This is a genomic window from Corynebacterium afermentans subsp. afermentans (assembly GCF_030408355.1).
Classification (GTDB): domain Bacteria; phylum Actinomycetota; class Actinomycetes; order Mycobacteriales; family Mycobacteriaceae; genus Corynebacterium; species Corynebacterium afermentans.
Genome location: NZ_CP046606.1, coordinates 973,726 through 991,879, shown reverse-complemented (window position 1 = coordinate 991,879; position 18,154 = coordinate 973,726). Strand labels below are relative to the sequence as shown.

Annotated in this window: 17 protein-coding genes; 2 read left to right on the top strand and 15 right to left on the bottom strand. The window is 65.1% G+C overall.

Features of this window, described 5'->3' with window-relative positions; all coding sequences use genetic code 11:
* Positions 1–2 precede the first annotated feature (2 nt).
* The 10 genes from CAFEA_RS04720 to rho form a co-directional block, all read right to left on the bottom strand.
* Positions 3–836, bottom strand: coding sequence for a F0F1 ATP synthase subunit delta (locus CAFEA_RS04720; protein ID WP_063937389.1), 834 nt, complete (start codon positions 834–836; stop codon positions 3–5).
* A gap of 5 nt (positions 837–841) precedes the next feature.
* Positions 842–1,414: a F0F1 ATP synthase subunit B gene (locus tag CAFEA_RS04715; RefSeq protein ID WP_063937390.1), complete on the bottom strand. Its 573-nt coding sequence runs from the start codon at positions 1,412–1,414 to the stop codon at positions 842–844.
* Positions 1,415–1,461: 47 nt separating this feature from the next.
* Positions 1,462–1,707, bottom strand: coding sequence for an ATP synthase F0 subunit C (locus CAFEA_RS04710; protein WP_034999811.1), 246 nt, complete (start codon positions 1,705–1,707; stop codon positions 1,462–1,464).
* Between the two features lie 97 nt (positions 1,708–1,804).
* The gene (atpB, locus tag CAFEA_RS04705) at positions 1,805–2,599 is read right to left on the bottom strand and encodes a F0F1 ATP synthase subunit A (RefSeq protein WP_034999809.1); all 795 of its coding nucleotides are present in this window, start codon (positions 2,597–2,599) and stop codon (positions 1,805–1,807) included.
* A 355-nt stretch (positions 2,600–2,954) separates the two neighbouring features.
* Positions 2,955–3,353, bottom strand: coding sequence for a Cg1360 family ATP-synthase-associated protein (locus CAFEA_RS04700; RefSeq protein ID WP_063937520.1), 399 nt, complete (start codon positions 3,351–3,353; stop codon positions 2,955–2,957).
* 19 nt (positions 3,354–3,372) lie between these two features.
* Positions 3,373–4,536, bottom strand: coding sequence for an MraY family glycosyltransferase (locus CAFEA_RS04695; RefSeq protein ID WP_034999805.1), 1,164 nt, complete (start codon positions 4,534–4,536; stop codon positions 3,373–3,375).
* Positions 4,537–4,542: 6 nt separating this feature from the next.
* Positions 4,543–5,199 (bottom strand): L-threonylcarbamoyladenylate synthase, encoded by a 657-nt coding sequence (locus CAFEA_RS04690; protein WP_063937391.1) that lies wholly within the window; start codon positions 5,197–5,199, stop codon positions 4,543–4,545.
* Positions 5,200–5,224: 25 nt separating this feature from the next.
* Positions 5,225–6,070 carry a peptide chain release factor N(5)-glutamine methyltransferase gene (gene prmC / locus CAFEA_RS04685; RefSeq protein WP_063937392.1) on the bottom strand — a complete coding sequence of 282 codons (846 nt, stop codon included), beginning with the start codon at positions 6,068–6,070 and terminating at the stop codon, positions 5,225–5,227.
* Positions 6,057–7,136 (bottom strand): peptide chain release factor 1, encoded by a 1,080-nt coding sequence (gene prfA / locus CAFEA_RS04680; RefSeq protein WP_063937393.1) that lies wholly within the window; start codon positions 7,134–7,136, stop codon positions 6,057–6,059. Before prfA ends, prmC begins: the two co-directional genes overlap by 14 nt.
* On the bottom strand, positions 7,136–8,935 hold the full coding sequence (rho, locus tag CAFEA_RS04675; RefSeq protein ID WP_286131550.1) for a transcription termination factor Rho: 1,800 nt from the start codon (positions 8,933–8,935) through the stop codon (positions 7,136–7,138). The genes prfA and rho overlap by 1 nt, the downstream gene beginning before the upstream one ends.
* A gap of 240 nt (positions 8,936–9,175) precedes the next feature.
* On the opposite strand from rho, the gene CAFEA_RS04670 reads away from it, so the two are divergent.
* A complete protein-coding gene (locus tag CAFEA_RS04670) occupies positions 9,176–10,906 on the top strand; it encodes a long-chain fatty-acid--CoA ligase (RefSeq protein WP_063937521.1) in 1,731 nt (576 codons plus the stop codon).
* A gap of 12 nt (positions 10,907–10,918) precedes the next feature.
* Here CAFEA_RS04670 and CAFEA_RS04665 read toward each other — a convergent pair whose 3' ends face one another.
* Complete coding sequence (locus tag CAFEA_RS04665) at positions 10,919–11,155, bottom strand: hypothetical protein (RefSeq protein ID WP_063937395.1); 237 nt, start codon at positions 11,153–11,155, stop codon at positions 10,919–10,921.
* Between the two features lie 287 nt (positions 11,156–11,442).
* Between CAFEA_RS04665 and CAFEA_RS04660 the strand changes: the two genes are divergently transcribed.
* Entirely contained in the window at positions 11,443–12,699 is a 1,257-nt protein-coding gene (locus CAFEA_RS04660) for an HNH endonuclease signature motif containing protein (protein ID WP_063937396.1), read from the top strand.
* On the opposite strand, the gene thrB is transcribed toward CAFEA_RS04660, so the two are convergent.
* From thrB to argS, 4 genes are all read right to left on the bottom strand, one after another.
* On the bottom strand, positions 12,696–13,625 hold the full coding sequence (gene thrB / locus CAFEA_RS04655; RefSeq protein WP_063937397.1) for a homoserine kinase: 930 nt from the start codon (positions 13,623–13,625) through the stop codon (positions 12,696–12,698). The two genes, CAFEA_RS04660 and thrB, sit on opposite strands and share 4 nt — an antisense overlap.
* A gap of 12 nt (positions 13,626–13,637) precedes the next feature.
* Complete coding sequence (locus tag CAFEA_RS04650) at positions 13,638–14,990, bottom strand: homoserine dehydrogenase (protein ID WP_063937398.1); 1,353 nt, start codon at positions 14,988–14,990, stop codon at positions 13,638–13,640.
* Between the two features lie 86 nt (positions 14,991–15,076).
* On the bottom strand, positions 15,077–16,441 hold the full coding sequence (lysA, locus tag CAFEA_RS04645) for a diaminopimelate decarboxylase (RefSeq protein ID WP_063937399.1): 1,365 nt from the start codon (positions 16,439–16,441) through the stop codon (positions 15,077–15,079).
* Positions 16,442–18,094 carry an arginine--tRNA ligase gene (gene argS, locus CAFEA_RS04640; protein ID WP_063937400.1) on the bottom strand — a complete coding sequence of 551 codons (1,653 nt, stop codon included), beginning with the start codon at positions 18,092–18,094 and terminating at the stop codon, positions 16,442–16,444.
* Positions 18,095–18,154: the final 60 nt, after the last annotated feature.

Below are 18,154 nucleotides of genomic sequence, written 5' to 3'. Positions count from 1 at the left end.
TTCTATTTGGCCGCCTGGGCTGCCATGTCGGTGCGAAGGCGGTTAATCTTGCCGCGCGTCGAACCGTCGATGACCTCATCGCCCACACGGACAACCATTCCGCCGAGGAGGCTGGGGTCAACCTCAGAGTGGATGGCCATCTCGCGACCGTAAATCTGCTCCAGCTTGCGGGCCAGTGCATCGCGCTGGGTGTCGCTGAGTGTCTCAGCGGCCTTCACGCGTGCGACAGCCTTGCCACGCAGCTCCGCGACGCCCGCGGCCAGCTCGGCCAAGTCGTCGACGGGGTTGTGGTGGGGGCGGCCGATAACCTGCAATGCCAGTGCCTCGGTGAACATCGTCACCTTGCCGTAAATCACGCTAGCCAACAGTCCGCGCTTCTGCGCCGGGGTCGTGGTGCGGTCGGAGAGCAGCTGGGTCAGCTCCTTCTCCCCTTCGAGCAGCGTGGAGAGCTGGTATAGCTCGTTTTCCACCTGCTTCAGCTGGCCCTGTTCCTTGGCACCCAGCTCCAGCGCGCGACGGCCGAGGTTGACCAGACCAGCGCGGAATTCGCGCGGGGTCGACCACTCCTGTTGCGCTGCAGCGGTGAGGATGTTCAAGGTGGGCTCCGCAACCTTGTTGCCGAAGACGTCGCGGATGATGCCCTCGCGCTGCGAGGAATCCAGCGACGTGTCGGCCACGGCGATACGCAGTGCGCGCTCGGTGTCGAGCTGGTCCACGGTGAGGAACAGCTCGGTACCGATCTGCGCAGCCACGGCGACGGAATTGTCGGCGTTCCGGATCAGCTCTTCGAGCTTGCCCGTAACGTGCGACTGTGCTTCGCGACTAGCTGCCTTCATCTCGCCTACTTCCTCGTCGACACGTGGTCGAGCTCGCTTAAGAACTCGTCGATCGTGTTCGAGCGGCGGGTCGAATCCGACAGCTCGGTGCCCAGCAGACGCTCAGCCAGCGAGATGGAGTTCTGGCCCATCTCGTTGCGCAGCTCAGCGACAACCTCCTCGCGGGAGGCCTGCAGCTGCTTCTCGCCGGAGGCGATGATGCGGCGGGCCTCTTCCTCGGCGCGGGCACGAGACTCAGCCTCGATTTCCTTGCCGCGGGTGCGTGCGGCTTCACGGATTTCAGCGGCCTCGTGGCGCGCCTCCGCAAGCTCGGCGTTGTTCTTCTCCAGGGCAGCCTTGGCTTCCTTTTGGGCGACCTCAGCACGCTCGATGCCACCCTTGATTCGGTCTTCGCGCTCCGCCAGCACTTCCTGGAACTTCGGAATGACGTACTTCGCAAAAAGTAGGCCGACGATGATGAAAACGACAAGAGACCAAACCACGTCGTAGGCGGCCGGCCGAAGAATGGAAGGTTCATTCTCCAGCGGCAGCTTCTCGCTGGCCTCTGCGGCAGCGAGGAATGCAGTGACGTTAGTCATTGGTTGCTCCTGATCTAAAAAATGTACGGGTTACTCGTTCGTGTTTTTTAGAACAGGAAGCCGGCGACGAGGCCGATCAGGGCAAGCGCCTCGACGAAGGCGATACCCAGGAACATGGTGGTGCGCAGCTGGCCAGCCATCTCCGGCTGGCGAGCCATGCCCTCGACGGTCTTGCCGACGAGCATGCCGATGCCGATGCCCGGGCCGATGGTTGCAAGGCCGTAGCCGATGGTGCCGAGACCCTCGTAGCGGTTCACGGTCTCCGCTGCCTGAGCAAGAATGATGTCGTTCATGTGAAAGTCGTTCCCTTTCTAAGTGCTCTCCCGCGGGTTGCGGGTGAGCGAGTGACAGATTGTGGGGTTATTCAGTTGGCCGTGTGGTCGCGCTTTGTTAATGCGCATCCGCGTGCAGCGACAGCTCGATGTACACCGCAGTCAGCAGAGCGAAGATGTACGCCTGCAGGAAGATGATGATCAACTCGTATGCGGTGAACAGCAGTGCTGCGATGAGGGTCAGGCCACTCACTGCCGTCCATGCGTTCAGCTGCCAGAAGAAGAAGTTCGTGGCGGAGTACAGCAGGACGAGAATGATGTGGCCAGCCAGGAAGTTCGCCATAAGACGAAGAGCCAGGGTGACCGGACGCAGAATAAACGTCGAGAAGAACTCGATCGGCACCACCAGAAGGTGGAGCAGCGGCGGAAGGCCGGGAATCACGGTCGAGTGCTTGAAGAAAGCGATGCCGTAGCGCTTCACGCCGGCGTAGATCATCGCGATGTAGGCCGCAACCGCCATGACGATCGGCATGCCGATACGTGCGTTAGGCGAGATGTTCAGGCCCGGGATGATCGTTGCGACGTTCATGAACAGCGTGGTGAAGAAGATGGTGCACAGCAGCGGCAGGAACCGCTTGCCGTCCTTCTTCCCCAGCGTGTCCTCCGCGATGTTGACGCGGACGAAATCGACACCGATCTCGGCGACATTCTGCAGCCCCTTAGGAACCAGCTTCGGGTTCCGGAAGGCAATAACAAAGAGGAGCACCAAAATCGCCGCCATGAAGAGGCGGACGAGCATGATGCGATCGAGTGCGAACCACCCATTAGCGAAGTCTTCGCCAATGAGCTGGCCGTACGTCTGCCCCGGGAAAAATTCTGGACCAAGCGAAGGTGCGTGGAATTCACCCTTCATGGCCAAAGTTGTAACGCTCAGCGTTCTCTCCCGTTCTCGGGCCGCGCTCCGATGCGCTCGGCGCGCGGTGCGATGGACGTCTTCAACAAAGACTGCCTCCGCGGCGGACTCCGTCGCACATCTGCTTCCGCGGGGGCAGGGGATGTCGTTCTTCTGCCGGTTTCCCCTGCTTACGAGGGTTAATATCGACTCGGAACAAACCCAGCGGTAATCCTAACAGGCCATCCGCGCAAAGTAGGTTTTACCTGTGCAATTGTCCCCCCGACGCACCACCCCAAACCCCCAAAACCCGCAACTGCGCTGCTACGACGTGTTTTCGCAGTGCTGTTAGGTCTGTCACAGCCCGCACTTACCCCTAATCCAGGTAGGTAGTGCGGGTGGTGATCAAACCCCATGTTTCGGCACCCAAAGCCACAACTAGAGCGGCCATGGTGGTGATGCCGAACGCCTGGTGGTCGTAGAAGTCGTAGCCGCGGATCCACAGGAAAAACAGCACCAGCACGCCCATCTTGAGCAGCCAGCCGCCGAGCACGATTGCCATGGTCGCGTTCGGAGAGGAGTTCGAGGTGGCGAGCACAGTGACCGCCGTCAGCAGCACGAAGCTCCCGCCAACGGCCACGCCCATCAGCGCGGCCCAAATGCCGGGCAGGTCGCGCGCTGCGCCCCACCCCATGAGGGCAACCACGGTCAGCACCACGAGCGCCCAGCTCGCCACCTTCAGGGCGCGCACAAGGGGCTTGCGGTGGTTGGACATGGCATTAGCGTCGTTGACTTCAAGCGGTTTCACGGTGGGTCATCCTACCTGCCGGGCCAATTTTCCCCTTGGCCAAGGGCACCAGCGTGAGCAAGAACGCAACCAAAAGCGCAGCCACGCTCAGCGACGCCGCGACCTTAAACGGCACCACGGAGAAGCTCACCGCGCCGAAGGCCACCGCGGAAACCCACATGTAGAGCACCAGCACGGTGCGCCGGTGGGTGTGCCCCAGCCGCAGCAGGCGGTGGTGGATGTGCCCGGCGTCCGCGGCGAACGGGCTTTGCCCCCTCGCGGTGCGACGGATCACCGCCCACACCAAGTCCAGCACCGGCAGGGCGATCGCCGCCAGCACCACGATGATCGGGCTGACCAGCGCGACCAGGTCGGCCGCGCCGTAGAGGGACATGTTGATCTTGCCCGAAGCGGAAATGGACGCAGCGGCGAGCAACAGCCCGATCAGCATCGCCCCAGAGTCGCCCATGAAGATGCGCGCCGGCTCGAAGTTGTGAGGTAAAAACCCGGCGCAGATGCCCACCAGGATCGCGCAGATGATCGCCGGCGGGTATGCGGAGACTGCCCCACCCTGGTCGTGCAGCACCGCCAGCGAGTAGATCAGAATCGCGGACCCCGCGATCATGCCCAGGCCCGCGGCGAGCCCGTCGATGCCGTCGACAAAGTTCACGGCGTTGATCAGCAGCACCGTAAACAGCGCGCTCAAGACCATGCCCTGGACTTGATCCAGGATGAGCGTGGTGCCCTCCCCGAACGGCACATAAAAAACGGTAAAGACGATGCCCAGAGCCGTCATGATCACCGCGGCCGCAAACTGTCCGATCAACTTGGTCAGCGCGCGCAGCTCATACAGGTCGTCCACCACCCCGACGAGCACGATGGCGAGCCCGCCCACCAGCACCGCGGTCATCTCCGGCGTCACGGGCGCGAACCCTCGGGTCAGCGCGGGCAGTTGCTGCGCGAGCGCATAGGCCGCCAAGAACCCGGTTAACATGGCCAGCCCGCCTAACGACGGCGTCGGCTGCGTGTGCACGTCGCGCTGGCGGATCTCAGCCACCCTGCCCGTGCGCACGAGCATGGATCGCACCGGCCCGGTGGCCAGGTACGTGACTGCGGCCGCCACGAGCAGGACAAGTCCCAGCTCACGCAGCGGAACACCGGAGGCGTTCATCGGCGGCTACTTCCTCCGCAGGCTCTCTGGGTCAAGTCCTAAGACCTGACCAATGCGTTCGGCGGAAATCGCCCCCTCGCGCAGAATCCGTGGCGCGGGGCCAGAAAGATCAATGATCGTGGAGGGCTCCCCGATCTCCGCGGTGCCCCCGTCGAGGTAAATCGGCACCGCGTCGCCGAATTGCTGGCGCGCCTCGGTGGCGGTGGTCGCCGGCGGGTTGCCAGAGATGTTCGCGGAGGACACCGCCATCGGCCCGGTCTCCTGCAGAAGCTCGAGCGCCAGCGGCTGGTTCGGCATGCGCAACAGCACGGTGCCGCGCGTGTCGCCGAGATTCCACGGCAGGCTGGGCGCCTCAGGCACGACGATGGACAGCCCACCCGGCCAAAATGCCTCCACCAGCGTCTTCGCGGTCTCTGAGAACTCGCGCACGAGCCCCTGGATGGTCACCCAGGAGCCCACGAGCACCGGCACCGGCATATCCGGACCGCGACGCTTGGTCGCCAAAAGCGTGTCCACGGCGTCGTTGTTGAAGGCGTCGCAGCCGATGCCGTAGACGGTGTCCGTCGGCAGCACCACGCAGCGGCCGGCCCGGACGGCGTCGGCGGCCGCGCGTACACCTTCGATGCGCTTTTGCGGGTCGAGGCAGTTGTACGTTTCCCTCAATGTTCGCTCCTTGGCCGTCGGGCAGTTACCGGGCTAGCTTACTCGCCGTGACAAACCGGGCCCGTCCGGTCATGTCCTCCAGCGCGCGCACGTCCGCAAAACCGCTGGCGCACAGCTCATCCTGCACAGCCTCGGAGGTCGTATCGTCGTGCTCAATGCCCACAGCTCCCCCATCTTTGAGCATTTGCTTGACGACGGGCACGATCCCGCGAATCGCCGCCATCCCATCAGCGCCCGAAAACACCGCCTCACGCGGGTCCGCGTAGACCTCTTGCTGCAGCTTCGGCGTTCCCGGGACATATGGCGGGTTAGACACCACCACGTCCGCGCTGATCCCGGCGAGCAGCTGCGGGTCGGTCATGTCTCCCGCCACCACGTTGACCTGGGGCGCGAACGTATCGACGTTGCGCTGCAGGTAGGCACGCGCGGCTTCCGACCGCTCCACCGCGTACACCGTCGCATCCGGCCTGGCCCGGGCGACCGCAATGGCCAACGCTCCGGTGCCGGAGCCGAGGTCGACGACGGTGGGGGCCGAAGGTGCGTCGATAAGCTTGTGCACTGCCCACTCGGCGAGGACCTCGGTTTCGGGCCTGGGGATGAACACACCGGGTCCGACGGCGAGGTCTACACCGTAAAACGGCGCGGTGCCGATGATGTGCTGCAGCGGCTCGCGCTTGGTGCGGCGGGCGACGAGTTCGGTGTAGCGCTGCCCGAAATCCGCCGGCACATCGGCGAACATCAACTGCATCGGCGCGACGCCGAGCACGTGCGCGGCGAGCAGGCGCGCGTCCACCTCCGGAGAGTCGACGCCCGCCTCCCGGAGGGCATTCACCGCTTCCGAGAGGAACGAGCGGAGGCTACTCGGCTTCAAGTCGCTCCTGGCGCTCGTGCGTCTGCAGCGCCTTGATCAGGTCGTCCATGTTGCCATCGAGCACCGAGTCCAGGTTGTTGGACTTGTAGTTGATGCGGTGGTCCGAAATGCGGTTCTCCGGCCAGTTGTAGGTGCGGATGCGCTCAGAGCGGTCCATGGTGCGCACCTGGGATGCGCGGCCCTCGGCCTCCTCGGCCTCGAGCTTCTCGCGCTCCAGCTGCTCCAGGCGGGCCTGCAGCACCTGCATGGCGCGGGCGCGGTTCTGAATCTGGGAGCGCTCGTTCTGGCAGGTCACCACAATGCCGGTGGGCAGGTGGGTGATGCGCACGGCCGAGTCGGTCGTGTTCACGCCCTGGCCGCCCTTTCCGGAAGAGCGGTACACGTCGACGCGGATGTCCTTGTCGTCGATGTTGACGCTCTCAATCTCGTCGGCCTCCGGGAAGACGTAGACACCTGCGGCCGAAGTCTGGATGCGGCCCTGGGACTCCGTGACGGGCACGCGCTGCACACGGTGCACCCCGCCCTCGAACTTCAGCTTGGACCAGACGCCGTCGCGCGAGGGGTTCTTGGACTTCACCGCAACGGTCATGTCCTTCACGCCGCCCAGGTCGGACTCGGCGACGTCAAGCACCTCCCAGGTCAGGGCATGCTTCTCGCAGTACTTCTGGTACATGCGCGCAAGGTCGCCAGCGAACAGCGCGGCCTCCTCGCCGCCGGCGCCGGCCTTGAGCTCCATGATGATGTCGTCGCCGTCGTGCTCGTCGCGCGGAGCGAGCAGGTCGGCCAGCTCCTCCTCCAGGCGGACAATCTCGCCCTCAAGGCGCTTGGCCTCCTCGGCGAACTCCTTGTCCTCGTTGGCCATCTCGGCCGCGGCCTCGTAGTCCTCCTGCGCCTGAGTCAGGTCGTTGTAGACGTTGATGATCGGCTGCAGCTCCGCGTAGCGCTTGGACAGCTTGCGGAACTGGTCCTGGTCGCCCGCCACCTCCGGGTCGCCCATCTGGGCCTGGATGCCCTGGTATTCGGCCACGTAGTCGTCGACAAGCGAAACCTGCGATTTCTCTGCCATTAGGAGTAGTCCTCCTCGTCGTTTTCCGTCTGCGCCATCGGTGCAGAGTTGGCCACGCCGATCAGGAACTCGCCGTTGGTCTTCGTCTTCTTCAACTGCTTAATCAGCATGTCAATGGATTGCTGCGGGTCCAGCGCGGAGAGGATGCGGCGCAGCTTGTGCATCACGCGCGACTCCTCCGGGCTCATCAGCAGCTCGTCCTTGCGGGTGCCGGAGGGGTTGACGTCCACAGCCGGGAACACGCGGCGCTCCGCGATCTTGCGGTCCAGCTTCAGCTCCGCGTTGCCGGTGCCCTTGAACTCCTCGAAGATCACGGTGTCGCCAGCCGAGCCGGTCTCCACCATCGCGGTGGCGATAATCGTCAGCGAACCGCCCTCCTCGATGTTGCGAGCTGCGCCCAGGAAGCGCTTCGGCGGGTACAGCGCGTTGGAATCCACACCACCGGAAAGGATGCGGCCGGACGCCGGCGAGGAGTTGTTGTAGGCACGGCCCAGGCGGGTGATGGAATCCAGCAGGACCACCACGTCCTGACCCATCTCCACCAGGCGCTTCGCGCGCTCGATGGCAAGCTCGGCCACGGCGGTGTGCTCTGACGGCGGACGGTCGAACGTGGAGGCAATGACCTCGCCGTTGACGCTGCGCTGCATGTCCGTGACTTCCTCCGGACGCTCGTCCACCAGCACCACCATGAGGTAGCACTCCGGGTTGTTGGTGGCGATCGCGTTGGCGATGTTCTGCAGAATCGTCGTCTTACCGGCCTTCGGCGGGGAGACGATCAGCGCGCGCTGGCCCTTACCAATCGGCATGACCAGGTCGATCACGCGGGTAGTGAGGATCTTCGGCTCAGTTTCCAGGCGCAGACGGCGGTTCGGGTACAGCGGAGTGAGTTTGTGAAACTCCTTGCGGCCCTTCGCCGCCTCCGTGGTCTGGCCGTTCATGGAATCGACCCGCACTACCTGGTTGTAGCTGCGACGGTTACGGCCGTTGCCCTGCGAGTGGGACTGCCCGTTCGCGCGGACCTGACCCATCACCGCGTCGCCGGAGCGCAGGCCCGACTGGCGCACGAGCTTCTGCGGCACATAGACGTCCGCGTTGGACTGGCGGTAGCCGGTAGTGCGGATGAACGCCGAACCGTTGTCCTGCACGTCCGCGATACCGGCGACCTCCTGCAGGTCCTCCGGGTTGAAGTTCTGGTTGTCGTTGTTGCCGTTGTTTCCGCCGCCGTGGTTGTGGTCCCGGTTGCGGTTACGGTTGCGACGACCGCGACGGCCGCGGCGGCCCCCACCGTGGTGGTGGTGGTCGTCGTTGTTGCCGCCATGGTTGCCGTGGTTGCCGTGGTTGTTGCGGCCGCCACGGTCGTTGCCACGGTCGTTGTTGTCGTGGTTCTGCTCGTGATCGCCCTCGGCGCTGTTACCACGGCTGAAGCGGTTGTCACGGTTGTCACGGTTGTCACCGCCCTGCTGCTCGTCGTGCTGCGAGCGTGCACGGTTGCGCCGGGCGCGACGTGCGGCGGAGCGCGATGCCCCGCGGGACTCGTCGTCGTCGCTAGGCTGCTGCTTCTCTGCCTGGCTCGGCTTCTCAGCCTGGCTCGGCTTCTCTGCCTGCTCCGGCGCTGCCTTTTCCGCCGGCGCTGCCTTCTCGGCGGCGGCCTTGCGTGGCACCTGCCCGGTGACGATGGCCTGGATGAGTTCCCCCTTGCGGAGCCCGGAGATCCCCTTAAGTCCCTTTTCGGCGGCGAGCTTTCGCAGCTCCGGAATCTTCATTGCGGCGAGGTCGGCCGCGGTGCCGGTTTCGGTCACGTGTGTCCTTTCGTCGCTAAGCCAGCTGCTTAATCGCGCAGATATTCGCGTTTGCATGCACCGGTAGCGGTCGTGTGCGGTCTTACGGATCTCGCGGGCCCGGGGAAACGTTCCTCCCGGTAGCGCCGCCAGCACCCTCAACCGGAGAAGTTCCGGGACGGGTGCAATTCGCACGATCCACGCAGAAGTGTAGCGCATAGAAGGCCCTGCGCTAATCAGGCCCGCGCTAACATGGCCTGCATGCTTTCAACGATGCAGGAGGTGCCGTTCTCCGTCGCCAGGATTATGGAGTTCGGCATCACCGCCCACGCCAACACGAAGTGCACGACGTGGCGCGCATCCGGCGCGGAGGAAACCACGTTCGCCGAGATCGGCGCGCGCGCCGCGGCCTTTGCGCATGCTCTGCACAACGACCTGGGCATCGATGGCGACCAGCGCGTGTCCACGCTGCTGTACAACTGCGCGGAGCACATCGAGGTGATGTTCGCCGTCGCCGCGAAGGGCGCGGTATTCAATCCGCTAAACGTGCAGCTCATGACGGATCAGATCGCGTACGTTGTCAACCACTCCGAGTCTGAAGTCGTGGTCGCGGACCCGCGGTTGGCAAAGAAGCTGGGCACAATTTTGCAGGACTGCCCGACCGTGCGCGCGGTGGCGTTTACGGGCGTCGAACCGCTTGACGACGCAGCTTCGCACCTCCCCGACTCAGTCAAGGTATACAGCTACGAGCAGCTTCTCGACGGCCGGCCCACGTCCTACCCATGGCCCGAACTGCCCGAAAACACCGCAGCGGCGCTGGTGTACTCCACCGCCACCACCGGCGCACCGAAGGGCGTGGCGTACTCTCACCGCTCCCTGTGGCTGGAGGCGACGGGCCTGCGCGCCACCGACTCGTTGGCCGTGACCCACGGCGAGACGTTTTTGTGCTGCATCCCCATCTACCACGTGCTCAGCTGGGGCGTGCCGCTCGCCGCGTTTTTGGCTGGCACGCCGCTAGTGCTGCCGGATTCGGACATGTCCGCCCCCACCTTGGCCAAGCTCATCGCGGGCACCCACCCGCGCGTCGCCCACGGGGTGCCTACCCTGTGGATCCAGCTAATGGTGCACTACCTGCACAACCCGCCCGAGCGCATGAGCCTGCAAGAGATTTTCGTCGGCGGCTCGCCAGCCCCGCCCGCCCTGATCAAGGTGTGGGAGGAGCGCTACGGCGTGGACGTGGTGCACGTGTGGGGCATGACGGAGACTTCCACCGTCGGTACCGTCGCCAGGCCGCCGTCCGGCGCCTCCGGCGAGGCCCGCTGGGCCTACCGCATCTCCCAGGGCCGCTTCGCCCCCACCCTGCAACACCGCGTGGTTAACGACGGCCAGGTCATGGCGCCCACCGACCTCACCCAGGGCGAAATCCAGGTGCGGGGCAACATGGTCGCCGCCAGCTACTACCACTCGCCCACCCAGGAGCCCGGCGAGATCGCCTCACGCTTCCGCGGCGAAGACGTCGACGACGTGCGCGACCACTTCACTGCCGACGGCTGGCTGCGCACCGGCGACGTAGGCACCGTGACCAATGCCGGCTTCCTCACCCTCTACGACCGCGCCCGCGACGTCATCCGCTCCGGCGGCGAATGGATCTACTCCGCCCAGGTGGAAAACCTGATCATGGAGTCCGAGGAAGTCATCGAGTGCGCCGTCATCGGCATCCCCGACGACAAGTGGGGCGAGCGCCCTCTCGCCGTGACCAAGCTGACCGCCGAGGTCGCCCCCACCGCGGAGACCGCCGCCCGCCTGCGCGCAGGGCTCGCCGATGTGCTGCCCAAGTGGATGGCACCCGAGTACTGGACCTTCGTCGACACCATCGACAAGACGTCCGTGGGCAAGTTCGACAAGAAGGACCTGCGCAAACACCTCGCCCGGGACGAGTTCGACATCATCGCCTTGCCCGGCCCCGGCAGCCGGCCGAAGGCGACGTCGTAAAGCAAACTGCTTTTATGCGCGGTTGCGGTTGAGCAGGAAGACCACCGCACCGATCACGGCCAGCAGCAGCACGCCGAGACCGCCGAGCAGCGGCAGGGTCAGCCCGCCCGACTTGTCGTCCGCGGCTTCTGCGGCCTCAGTGCTCTCGGCTTCTTCGGTGTTTTCGGTGGTCTCCTCCACCGTCCGCTCCTCGCCCGGGCTGCTGGCGCCGTCGAACTTGATCGGCTCACCTGCACGCCTCGTAATCACTTTGTGAAAACCCCGGCCCACATTCTGCGGCCGCAGAATCCGCGCGGTTCGAAAGTCTCATCTAATACTTGAGGGTGTTCTGCGGCCGCAGAATCACTTTTCAATCTTCGCAAATATTTTTGAAGAACTCCTTTACATCGCACACATTTTCGCCTACCCTCGACCCCACAGCGACCATCCAGCCATCGCCCAGGGGGCTTTCCGTGACCACAGCCACCAGTAAAACACTGCAGCTTATAGACGATCTAAAGTTCCACCACTGCGAATCCCACGCCCACCGAGCAGACATGCTCGACGCACTTGGCCAGCTCGACGAAGAAGGAATTGCCGAACAACGTGGCGAAATATCCACTGCCACATGGCTCAAACGCGAGCTCAATCTCCCGCCATCCACCGCGTACGAGTATCTCCGCGTCGCCCGAGGCCTACGCCGGTTCCGCATGTTGTATGAGGCGTTCCGTTCCGGCGTGATGCCGTACAACACGATGCGCTTCCTGCTGAAATTCATGCATGAGGGAAATGAGGAAGAACTGATCGGCCTCGCACTCATCCATGCCTTTTCCGAGCTCGAACGCATCCTCGCCGGCACCGACACCGCCGATGAGAACGAACCCGAAGAACCGTTTGTGAAGGCCGATTTCCGCGCCGACGGAATGATGGATTTCCGCGCGCTCCTTCCCGCGGTACGCGGACAAGCACTGCTTACCGCGTTGAAGGTCGCTCAGCTGGCCAATTACTGCGCCGAGCTACCCAACTCAGACGAGCTCGCGGACCCGGACAAGCTTGACGAGTTCATCGCGGCGGCCGAAGCAGAAGCAGAGTCTTGCCCGCCTGATTTCACTGCGGACGCCCCTAAACCGCGGAAGTCCAAACTCGATCTGGAGTCGATTCTGCGCCCGCCCTCACGCTTCGGCCCACCGGAGAAGAAGGACCTCTACCCCGCTTTCATCGCCATGATGGACATGGTGCGCGACAGCCCCACTAGCCCGCTTCGTTCTCCCGGCGCCCACGTCAACATTGTGCTCACAGAGGACGGCGGTGCGTGGATGCCGGAGAACACCTCGGCGAGATCCCAGGAAGTGCGAAGCTACATCGCGAACGCTACGTTACGCCTGCACCTGCTGGACAAGAAGGGATTGACCATCAACGTCGGCCGCGCGCAGCGCTTCGCCACAGACGCACAGGTCCTCGCACTATTGACGGCCTGGGGGCACCAGTGCGCGATGCCCGGATGCAGCCATCGGCGATTCATCGAGATCCACCACATCAAGGAATGGGAAGACGGGGGCGCCACCAACGTGGATAACCTAATTCCGTTGTGTTCCAGCTGCCACTCCAAGATCAGCCACGGCCTGGCGCATATCCAGGCCCACGGTCCGGACTTGTACTTCCGCCTGAAGGACGGCACGCAGTACGTCTCCAGAAACCGCTCGCTGCCCAGGCGCACCCACAACCACCGGGGCCCGCTGCGAGACACGGTCACGCCGGGCGACAGCTTCGACGAGCCGGGCGCAGGCCAGCACCCGGGTCAGGCAGGCGCTTAGTCGTGCACTAGCTCCGCGGTGGCGGGGCCGGCGACGTCGAGTTCGATGACGCGGAGGCCGGCGGAACGGGCTTCGTCGAGAAGCGAGGGCTCTACCTCACCCGTGGTGAGCACCAGCGCGGTCGGGCCGGCGCCGGACAGGTAGGCGGCGTGGCCGCGGTTGCGCAGGCGGTTGACCCACTCGGCTGTGACCGGCAGGACATCTGCGCGGTACGGCTGGTGGAGGCGGTCGCGGGTTCCTTCGAAAAGCAGCTGCGGGTGGTGCTGCAGTGCCGCTGTCATCACCGCGGTGCGCGAAACGTTGAAACGCGCGTCCGTGTGGGTGACGTGGCTGGGCAGCACCTTGCGCACCGCGTTGGTGGATGCGTGGAAGGCGGGCACGAGGGCGACGGCGTTGATGGACTCGTCGACCGGGATGCGCACGGCGCGGTAGGACGGCTTGGACTGGCCGTCGACGGGGATGTCGGTCCAAGACACCACTGCCCCGCCGAGCGCGGATGCGCCGGCGTTGTCCGGGTGGCCTTCGAACTCGGAGGACAGCTGCACGACCGCGTCCTCGTCGAGCGGGGAGCCGGCCAGCGCGTTGGCGGCAACTACGCCGGCGACGGCGGCGGACGCGGAGGAGCCGAGGCCGCGGGACTGCGGGATGGTGTTGTGGCACACCACGCGCAGGCCGGGCGCGGACACGTCCGCAGCGGCAAGGCCGGACTGGATGGCCTTGACCACAAGGTTGGAGCTGTCGCGGGGCAGATCGTCGGCCCCCTCGCCGAAGATCTCCACCTCGAGGCCGGAGTCGGTGACCTCCACTTCCACGGTGTCGTAGATGCTCAGCGCGATGCCGAGGGTGTCAAAGCCGGGGCCCAAGTTTGCCGAGGAACCGGGGACGGTGACCTTGACTTTCAGACGGGGCTGCAGATCGATTGCCATTGCAAGGGCCCCTTAGGAATCGAGTCGGATGACGGAGTTGACGGCGAGCACGTCGTCGTGGCCCGAAAGCTGCTCGACGATCGCGTTGAGATCCTGCTCGCGGGCGGCGTGGGTGACAACGATGAGGTGGGCCTCGTCGCCGGACTCTTCCTGGCGCACCGCGGACAGCGAAATGCCGGCTTTAGCGAAGCGGGCGGTGAGATCGGTGAGAACGCCGACGCGGTCGTTGACGGTCATGTTGATCGTGTAGCGGGTGGTCACCTCCTCGAACGAGACAACCGGGTAGTCCGCGTACGGGTTCTCGGCCGGGGCGCGCCCGCCGTGGACCTTGTTGCGTGCGGCGCCGACGAGGTCGCCGAGTACTGCCGATGCGGTGGGGGCGCCGCCGGCGCCGTTGCCGTAGAACATGAGTCGACCTGCTGCTTCTGCCTCGACGAAAATGGCGTTGTAGGACTTGTCCACGGACGCGAGCGGGTGCTCGTTGGGCACCAGCGTCGGGTGGACTCGGGCGTTGACTCCGGTGGTGTTGCCGGCGTCGTCGACAAGCCGCTCGCAAATAGCAAGCAACTTGATGGTGTGGCCGGACTTCTTCGCGGCCTCGATGTCATCGGCGGTGATCTTCGTGATGCCCTCGCAGTGCACATCGTCGAAGGTCACGCGGGTGTGGAAGCCCATGGAGGCGAGGATGGCGGCCTTGGAGGCGGCGTCGTGGCCCTCCACGTCCGCGGTCGGGTCGGCCTCCGCGTAGCCGAGTCGGGTGGCCTCTGCCAGCGCCTCCTCGTAGTCGGCGCCGGTGGAAGCCATGGCGTCGAGGATGAAGTTGGTGGTGCCGTTGACAATGCCGGAGATGCGCTGCACCTGGTCGCCCGCAAGGGAGCGGCGCAGCATGCCCACCACCGGAATGGCAGCGGCGACGGCGGCTTCGTAGTAGAGGTCGACGCCGGCGGCGTTGGCAGCGTCGGCAAGCTCGGCGCTGTGAGCCGCCACCAGGGCCTTGTTCGCGGTGACCACGGACTTTCCGGCCTTGAGCGCTTCGAGAACGAGCTCGCGCGGGTAGTCAATGCCGCCGATGAGCTCGACCACGATGTCCACGTCGTCGCGGGTGACCAGCTCGCGCGCGTCCCCCGTCAAGTACAAGCCCTGGACCTCGGGGGCATCTTTGTGCTTCTCGACGTCCGACACCGCAACACCCCTCACCTCGATCGGGCCGCCAATACGGTGTTCCAGGTTGGAGGAGAATTCGGACAGCAGGCGCAACACCTCGGTACCGACGGTGCCCTTGCCCAACACGGCAATGCCCACGGGGGTGCCGATGCCCTTGCCCGGGTAGTTGCCGTTATATCCCTCGGCGGTGGCGGAAGTCATGATGCGAGTAGCTCCTTCGTCGTACGTGACAGGGATCAGCGGTGAACCGCTTTGTCTACTATCGCGCAAAAGACACTGACGGTCAATTAATATTCGCGCGCAATCAGATCCTCGACAGTCTCCCGCCGCACCATCGGCGTCACCTCTCCGCCGCGCACGGACACGACTGCTGGGCGGCCAAACGCATTGTAGTTCGAGGCCATTGAATAGCAGTAGGCACCAGTGGCGGCCAGCGCGATGAGATCGCCCGGGGCGATGTCGTCGGGCCAGGATGCCTCCTCCACCAGAATGTCGCCGGACTCGCAGTGGGAGCCGACCAGACGCGTGTCGGTGGGGGCGCCATCGGTGAAACGGTTGACCACGCGGGCGTCGTAAAGCGCGCCGTAGAGCGAGGGACGGATGTTGTCGCTCATGCCGCCGTCGACGGCGACGTAGCGACGCGAAGTGGTGTAGGAGGTGTCCACGTCCTTGATCACGCCGGCGGTGTAGACGGTCACTGCGGACGGGCCGGCGATCGCGCGGCCGGGCTCGACCACCACGGTGGGCGCGGCGATGCCTAGCTCGTCAGCGACCTCCTGCACCGCGGTGAGCAGGTCGTGCGCCACAGCGTTGACGTCCAAAGGCGACTCGCCCGGCATGTACGCGATGCCGTAGCCGCCGCCGAGATCGAGGTAGCCCAGCGCCACACCCTGGGTCTTCCAGATCTCGGCGTACAGGCCCAGCACGCGCTCGGCGGCGAGCTTGAAGCCCTCGGCGTCGAAAACCTGGGAGCCGACGTGGCAGTGCAGGCCGGTCAGCTCCAACCAGTCGGAGGTGATGGCTGCGGCGGCGGCCGATAAGGCGTCGCCAGTAGCGAGCGAGATGCCGAACTTCTGATCCTCGTGGCTGGTGGCTATGAACTCGTGGGTGTGGGCGTCCACGCCGGGTTTCACGCGCACGAAGACGTCCTGCTTCACGCCCGCTTGCTTCGCCACGGCCTCCAGCTGCGCCAATTCCTGATGCGAGTCAATGACTACGTGGCCGACCTGTGACTCCACACACAAGCGCAGGAACTCGTCCGACTTGTTGTTGCCGTGCACGGTAATGCGCTCGGGCGGAAAGTTCGCGGCCAGGGCTATGCGCAGCTCATTCTCGCTGGCCACGTCCAGCGCGAGGCCTTCCTCATCGACCCAGCGGGCCACGCGGCGGGTCAAAAACGCCTTCGAGGCGTAGTGCACGTTTTCGGGCGCTAAAAACGCGGCGGCCATGTCGCGGCAGCGCGAACGGAAGTCGTCCTCGTCGATGACCACAACCGGGGTGCCGTACTCCGCAGCGATCTCCGGAAGCGGCACGCCGGCAATGGTGACCACGCCGTCCTCCTCGCGCTTGGCGCAGCGGGGCCAGACGTGTGCGGGCAGGTCGTTGAAGTCGCCGTTGTCCTTCTCGTAGGGCGTAGAGACGAAAACGGTCATTTACATCCGCTCCGGTGCGCTCACGCCGATCAGACCCAGCGCGTTCGCGATGACCTGGCGCGAGGCCATCGCCAGGGCCAGGCGCGCGGTGTGGATCGGCTCCGCTTCCTCGCCGGTCTTGGGCAGGATCTGGCAGGAGTCGTAGAACTTGTGGAACGCGCTGGCCAGTTCCTCGGTGTAGCGGGCGATGCGGTGCGGCTCGCGCAGCTCCGCGGCGGCGCGCACGACGGCCGGGTACTCGCCGAGGGTGCGGATGAGGTCGCCCTCCTTGTCGTGGGTGAGCAGCGCCAGGTCCGGGTCGGTGTGGGACACGCCGGCTTCGGCCGCCTTGCGCCCGATGGAGCACAGGCGGGCGTGGGCGTACTGCACGTAGTAGACGGGGTTGTCGGAGGACTGCTTCGTCCACAGGTCCAGGTCGATGTCCAAGGTGGAATCCACCGAGGAGCGCACCAGCGAGTAGCGCGCGCCGTCAACGCCGATCGCGTCCACGAGGTCTTCGAGCGTGATCACGGTGCCTGCACGCTTGGACATCTTCACGGCCTGGCCGTCGCGCACGAGGTTGACCATCTGGCCGATGAGCACCTCAACGGCATCCGCGTTGTAGCCCAGCGCCTGCGCCGCCGCCTTGAGACGCGCAATGTAGCCGTGGTGGTCCGCACCCAGCATGTAAATAGCCAGGGTGTGGCCGCGGTCGAACTTGTCGGCCACGTACGCGATGTCGCCGGCGATGTAGGCGGCGTCGCCGTCGGACTTGAGTACGACGCGGTCCTTGTCGTCGCCGAAGTCGGAAGAACGCAGCCACCACGCGCCATCGTTTTCGTACAGGTTGCCGTTGTCCTTCAGCGTCTGCACGGCCTTATCCACGGCGCCCGATTCGAACAGGGAATTCTCGTGGAAGTACACGCCAAAGTCCACGCCGAACTCGTGCAGGGACTGCTTGATCTGCGCGAACATCATCTCCACGCCGGCCGCACGGAAGGTCTCCTGCACCTCGGCGTCCGCGCCATCGAGAGCGCCAGGATGCTTATCGACGACCGCCCGGGCAATCTCGTGAATGTAATCGCCACCGTAACCGTCCTCCGGGGTGGGCTCGCCCTTCGCCGCGGCAACGAGCGAACGGGAGAAGCGGTCGATCTGCCCGCCGTGGTCGTTGAAGTAGTACTCGCGGGTAACCTCCGCGCCGGCAGCCTCGAGAACGCGGCCGAGCGAGTCGCCCACCGCGGCCCAGCGGGTGCCGCCGAGGTGGATCGGGCCGGTGGGGTTGGCGGAGACGAACTCGAGGTTGATCTTCTCGTCTGCGTAGAGATCGCAGTGGCCAAACTTCTCGGCCTCATCCAGCACCTTTGCCACGAGCTGGCCCTGGGCACCGGCGGCGAGACGCAGGTTAATAAAGCCCGGACCGGCGATCTCGGCGGAGGCGATTGCGGGGTTGGCCGACAGGTCGTCGACAAGCCAAGTGGCGAGATCGCGTGGGTTAGTGCCAGCTTTCTTGGCCACCTGGAGCGCGACGTTTGTGGCGTAATCGCCGTGCTCGGGGTTGCGGGGGCGCTCCACGGTCACGGTGTCGGGGACGACTGAGGCGTCGAGATCGTGGGCGGCGAGCACGCGCGTCGCGGCCTCTTTCACGGTGGTTGCGAGTTCAGCTGGCGTCATGGGGCACAAGTTTAAAGCACCCGCCGACACCGCACGCAGCATGGGCACCGGCCGCTCGGT

Coding starts and splice junctions, on each gene's coding strand:
- argS (WP_063937400.1), bottom strand. CDS start 18,094: ATGACGCCAGCTGAACTCGCAACCACCGTGAAAGAGGCCGCGACGCGC.
- CAFEA_RS04650 (WP_063937398.1), bottom strand. CDS start 14,990: ATGACTTCCGCCACCGCCGAGGGATATAACGGCAACTACCCGGGCAAG.
- CAFEA_RS04700 (WP_063937520.1), bottom strand. CDS start 3,353: ATGTCCAACCACCGCAAGCCCCTTGTGCGCGCCCTGAAGGTGGCGAGC.
- CAFEA_RS04695 (WP_034999805.1), bottom strand. CDS start 4,536: ATGAACGCCTCCGGTGTTCCGCTGCGTGAGCTGGGACTTGTCCTGCTC.
- CAFEA_RS04710 (WP_034999811.1), bottom strand. CDS start 1,707: ATGAACGACATCATTCTTGCTCAGGCAGCGGAGACCGTGAACCGCTAC.
- lysA (WP_063937399.1), bottom strand. CDS start 16,441: ATGACCGTTTTCGTCTCTACGCCCTACGAGAAGGACAACGGCGACTTC.
- atpB (WP_034999809.1), bottom strand. CDS start 2,599: ATGAAGGGTGAATTCCACGCACCTTCGCTTGGTCCAGAATTTTTCCCG.
- CAFEA_RS04670 (WP_063937521.1), top strand. CDS start 9,176: ATGCTTTCAACGATGCAGGAGGTGCCGTTCTCCGTCGCCAGGATTATG.
- CAFEA_RS04720 (WP_063937389.1), bottom strand. CDS start 836: ATGAAGGCAGCTAGTCGCGAAGCACAGTCGCACGTTACGGGCAAGCTC.
- prfA (WP_063937393.1), bottom strand. CDS start 7,136: ATGGCAGAGAAATCGCAGGTTTCGCTTGTCGACGACTACGTGGCCGAA.
- CAFEA_RS04660 (WP_063937396.1), top strand. CDS start 11,443: ATGCTCGACGCACTTGGCCAGCTCGACGAAGAAGGAATTGCCGAACAA.
- thrB (WP_063937397.1), bottom strand. CDS start 13,625: ATGGCAATCGATCTGCAGCCCCGTCTGAAAGTCAAGGTCACCGTCCCC.
- CAFEA_RS04715 (WP_063937390.1), bottom strand. CDS start 1,414: ATGACTAACGTCACTGCATTCCTCGCTGCCGCAGAGGCCAGCGAGAAG.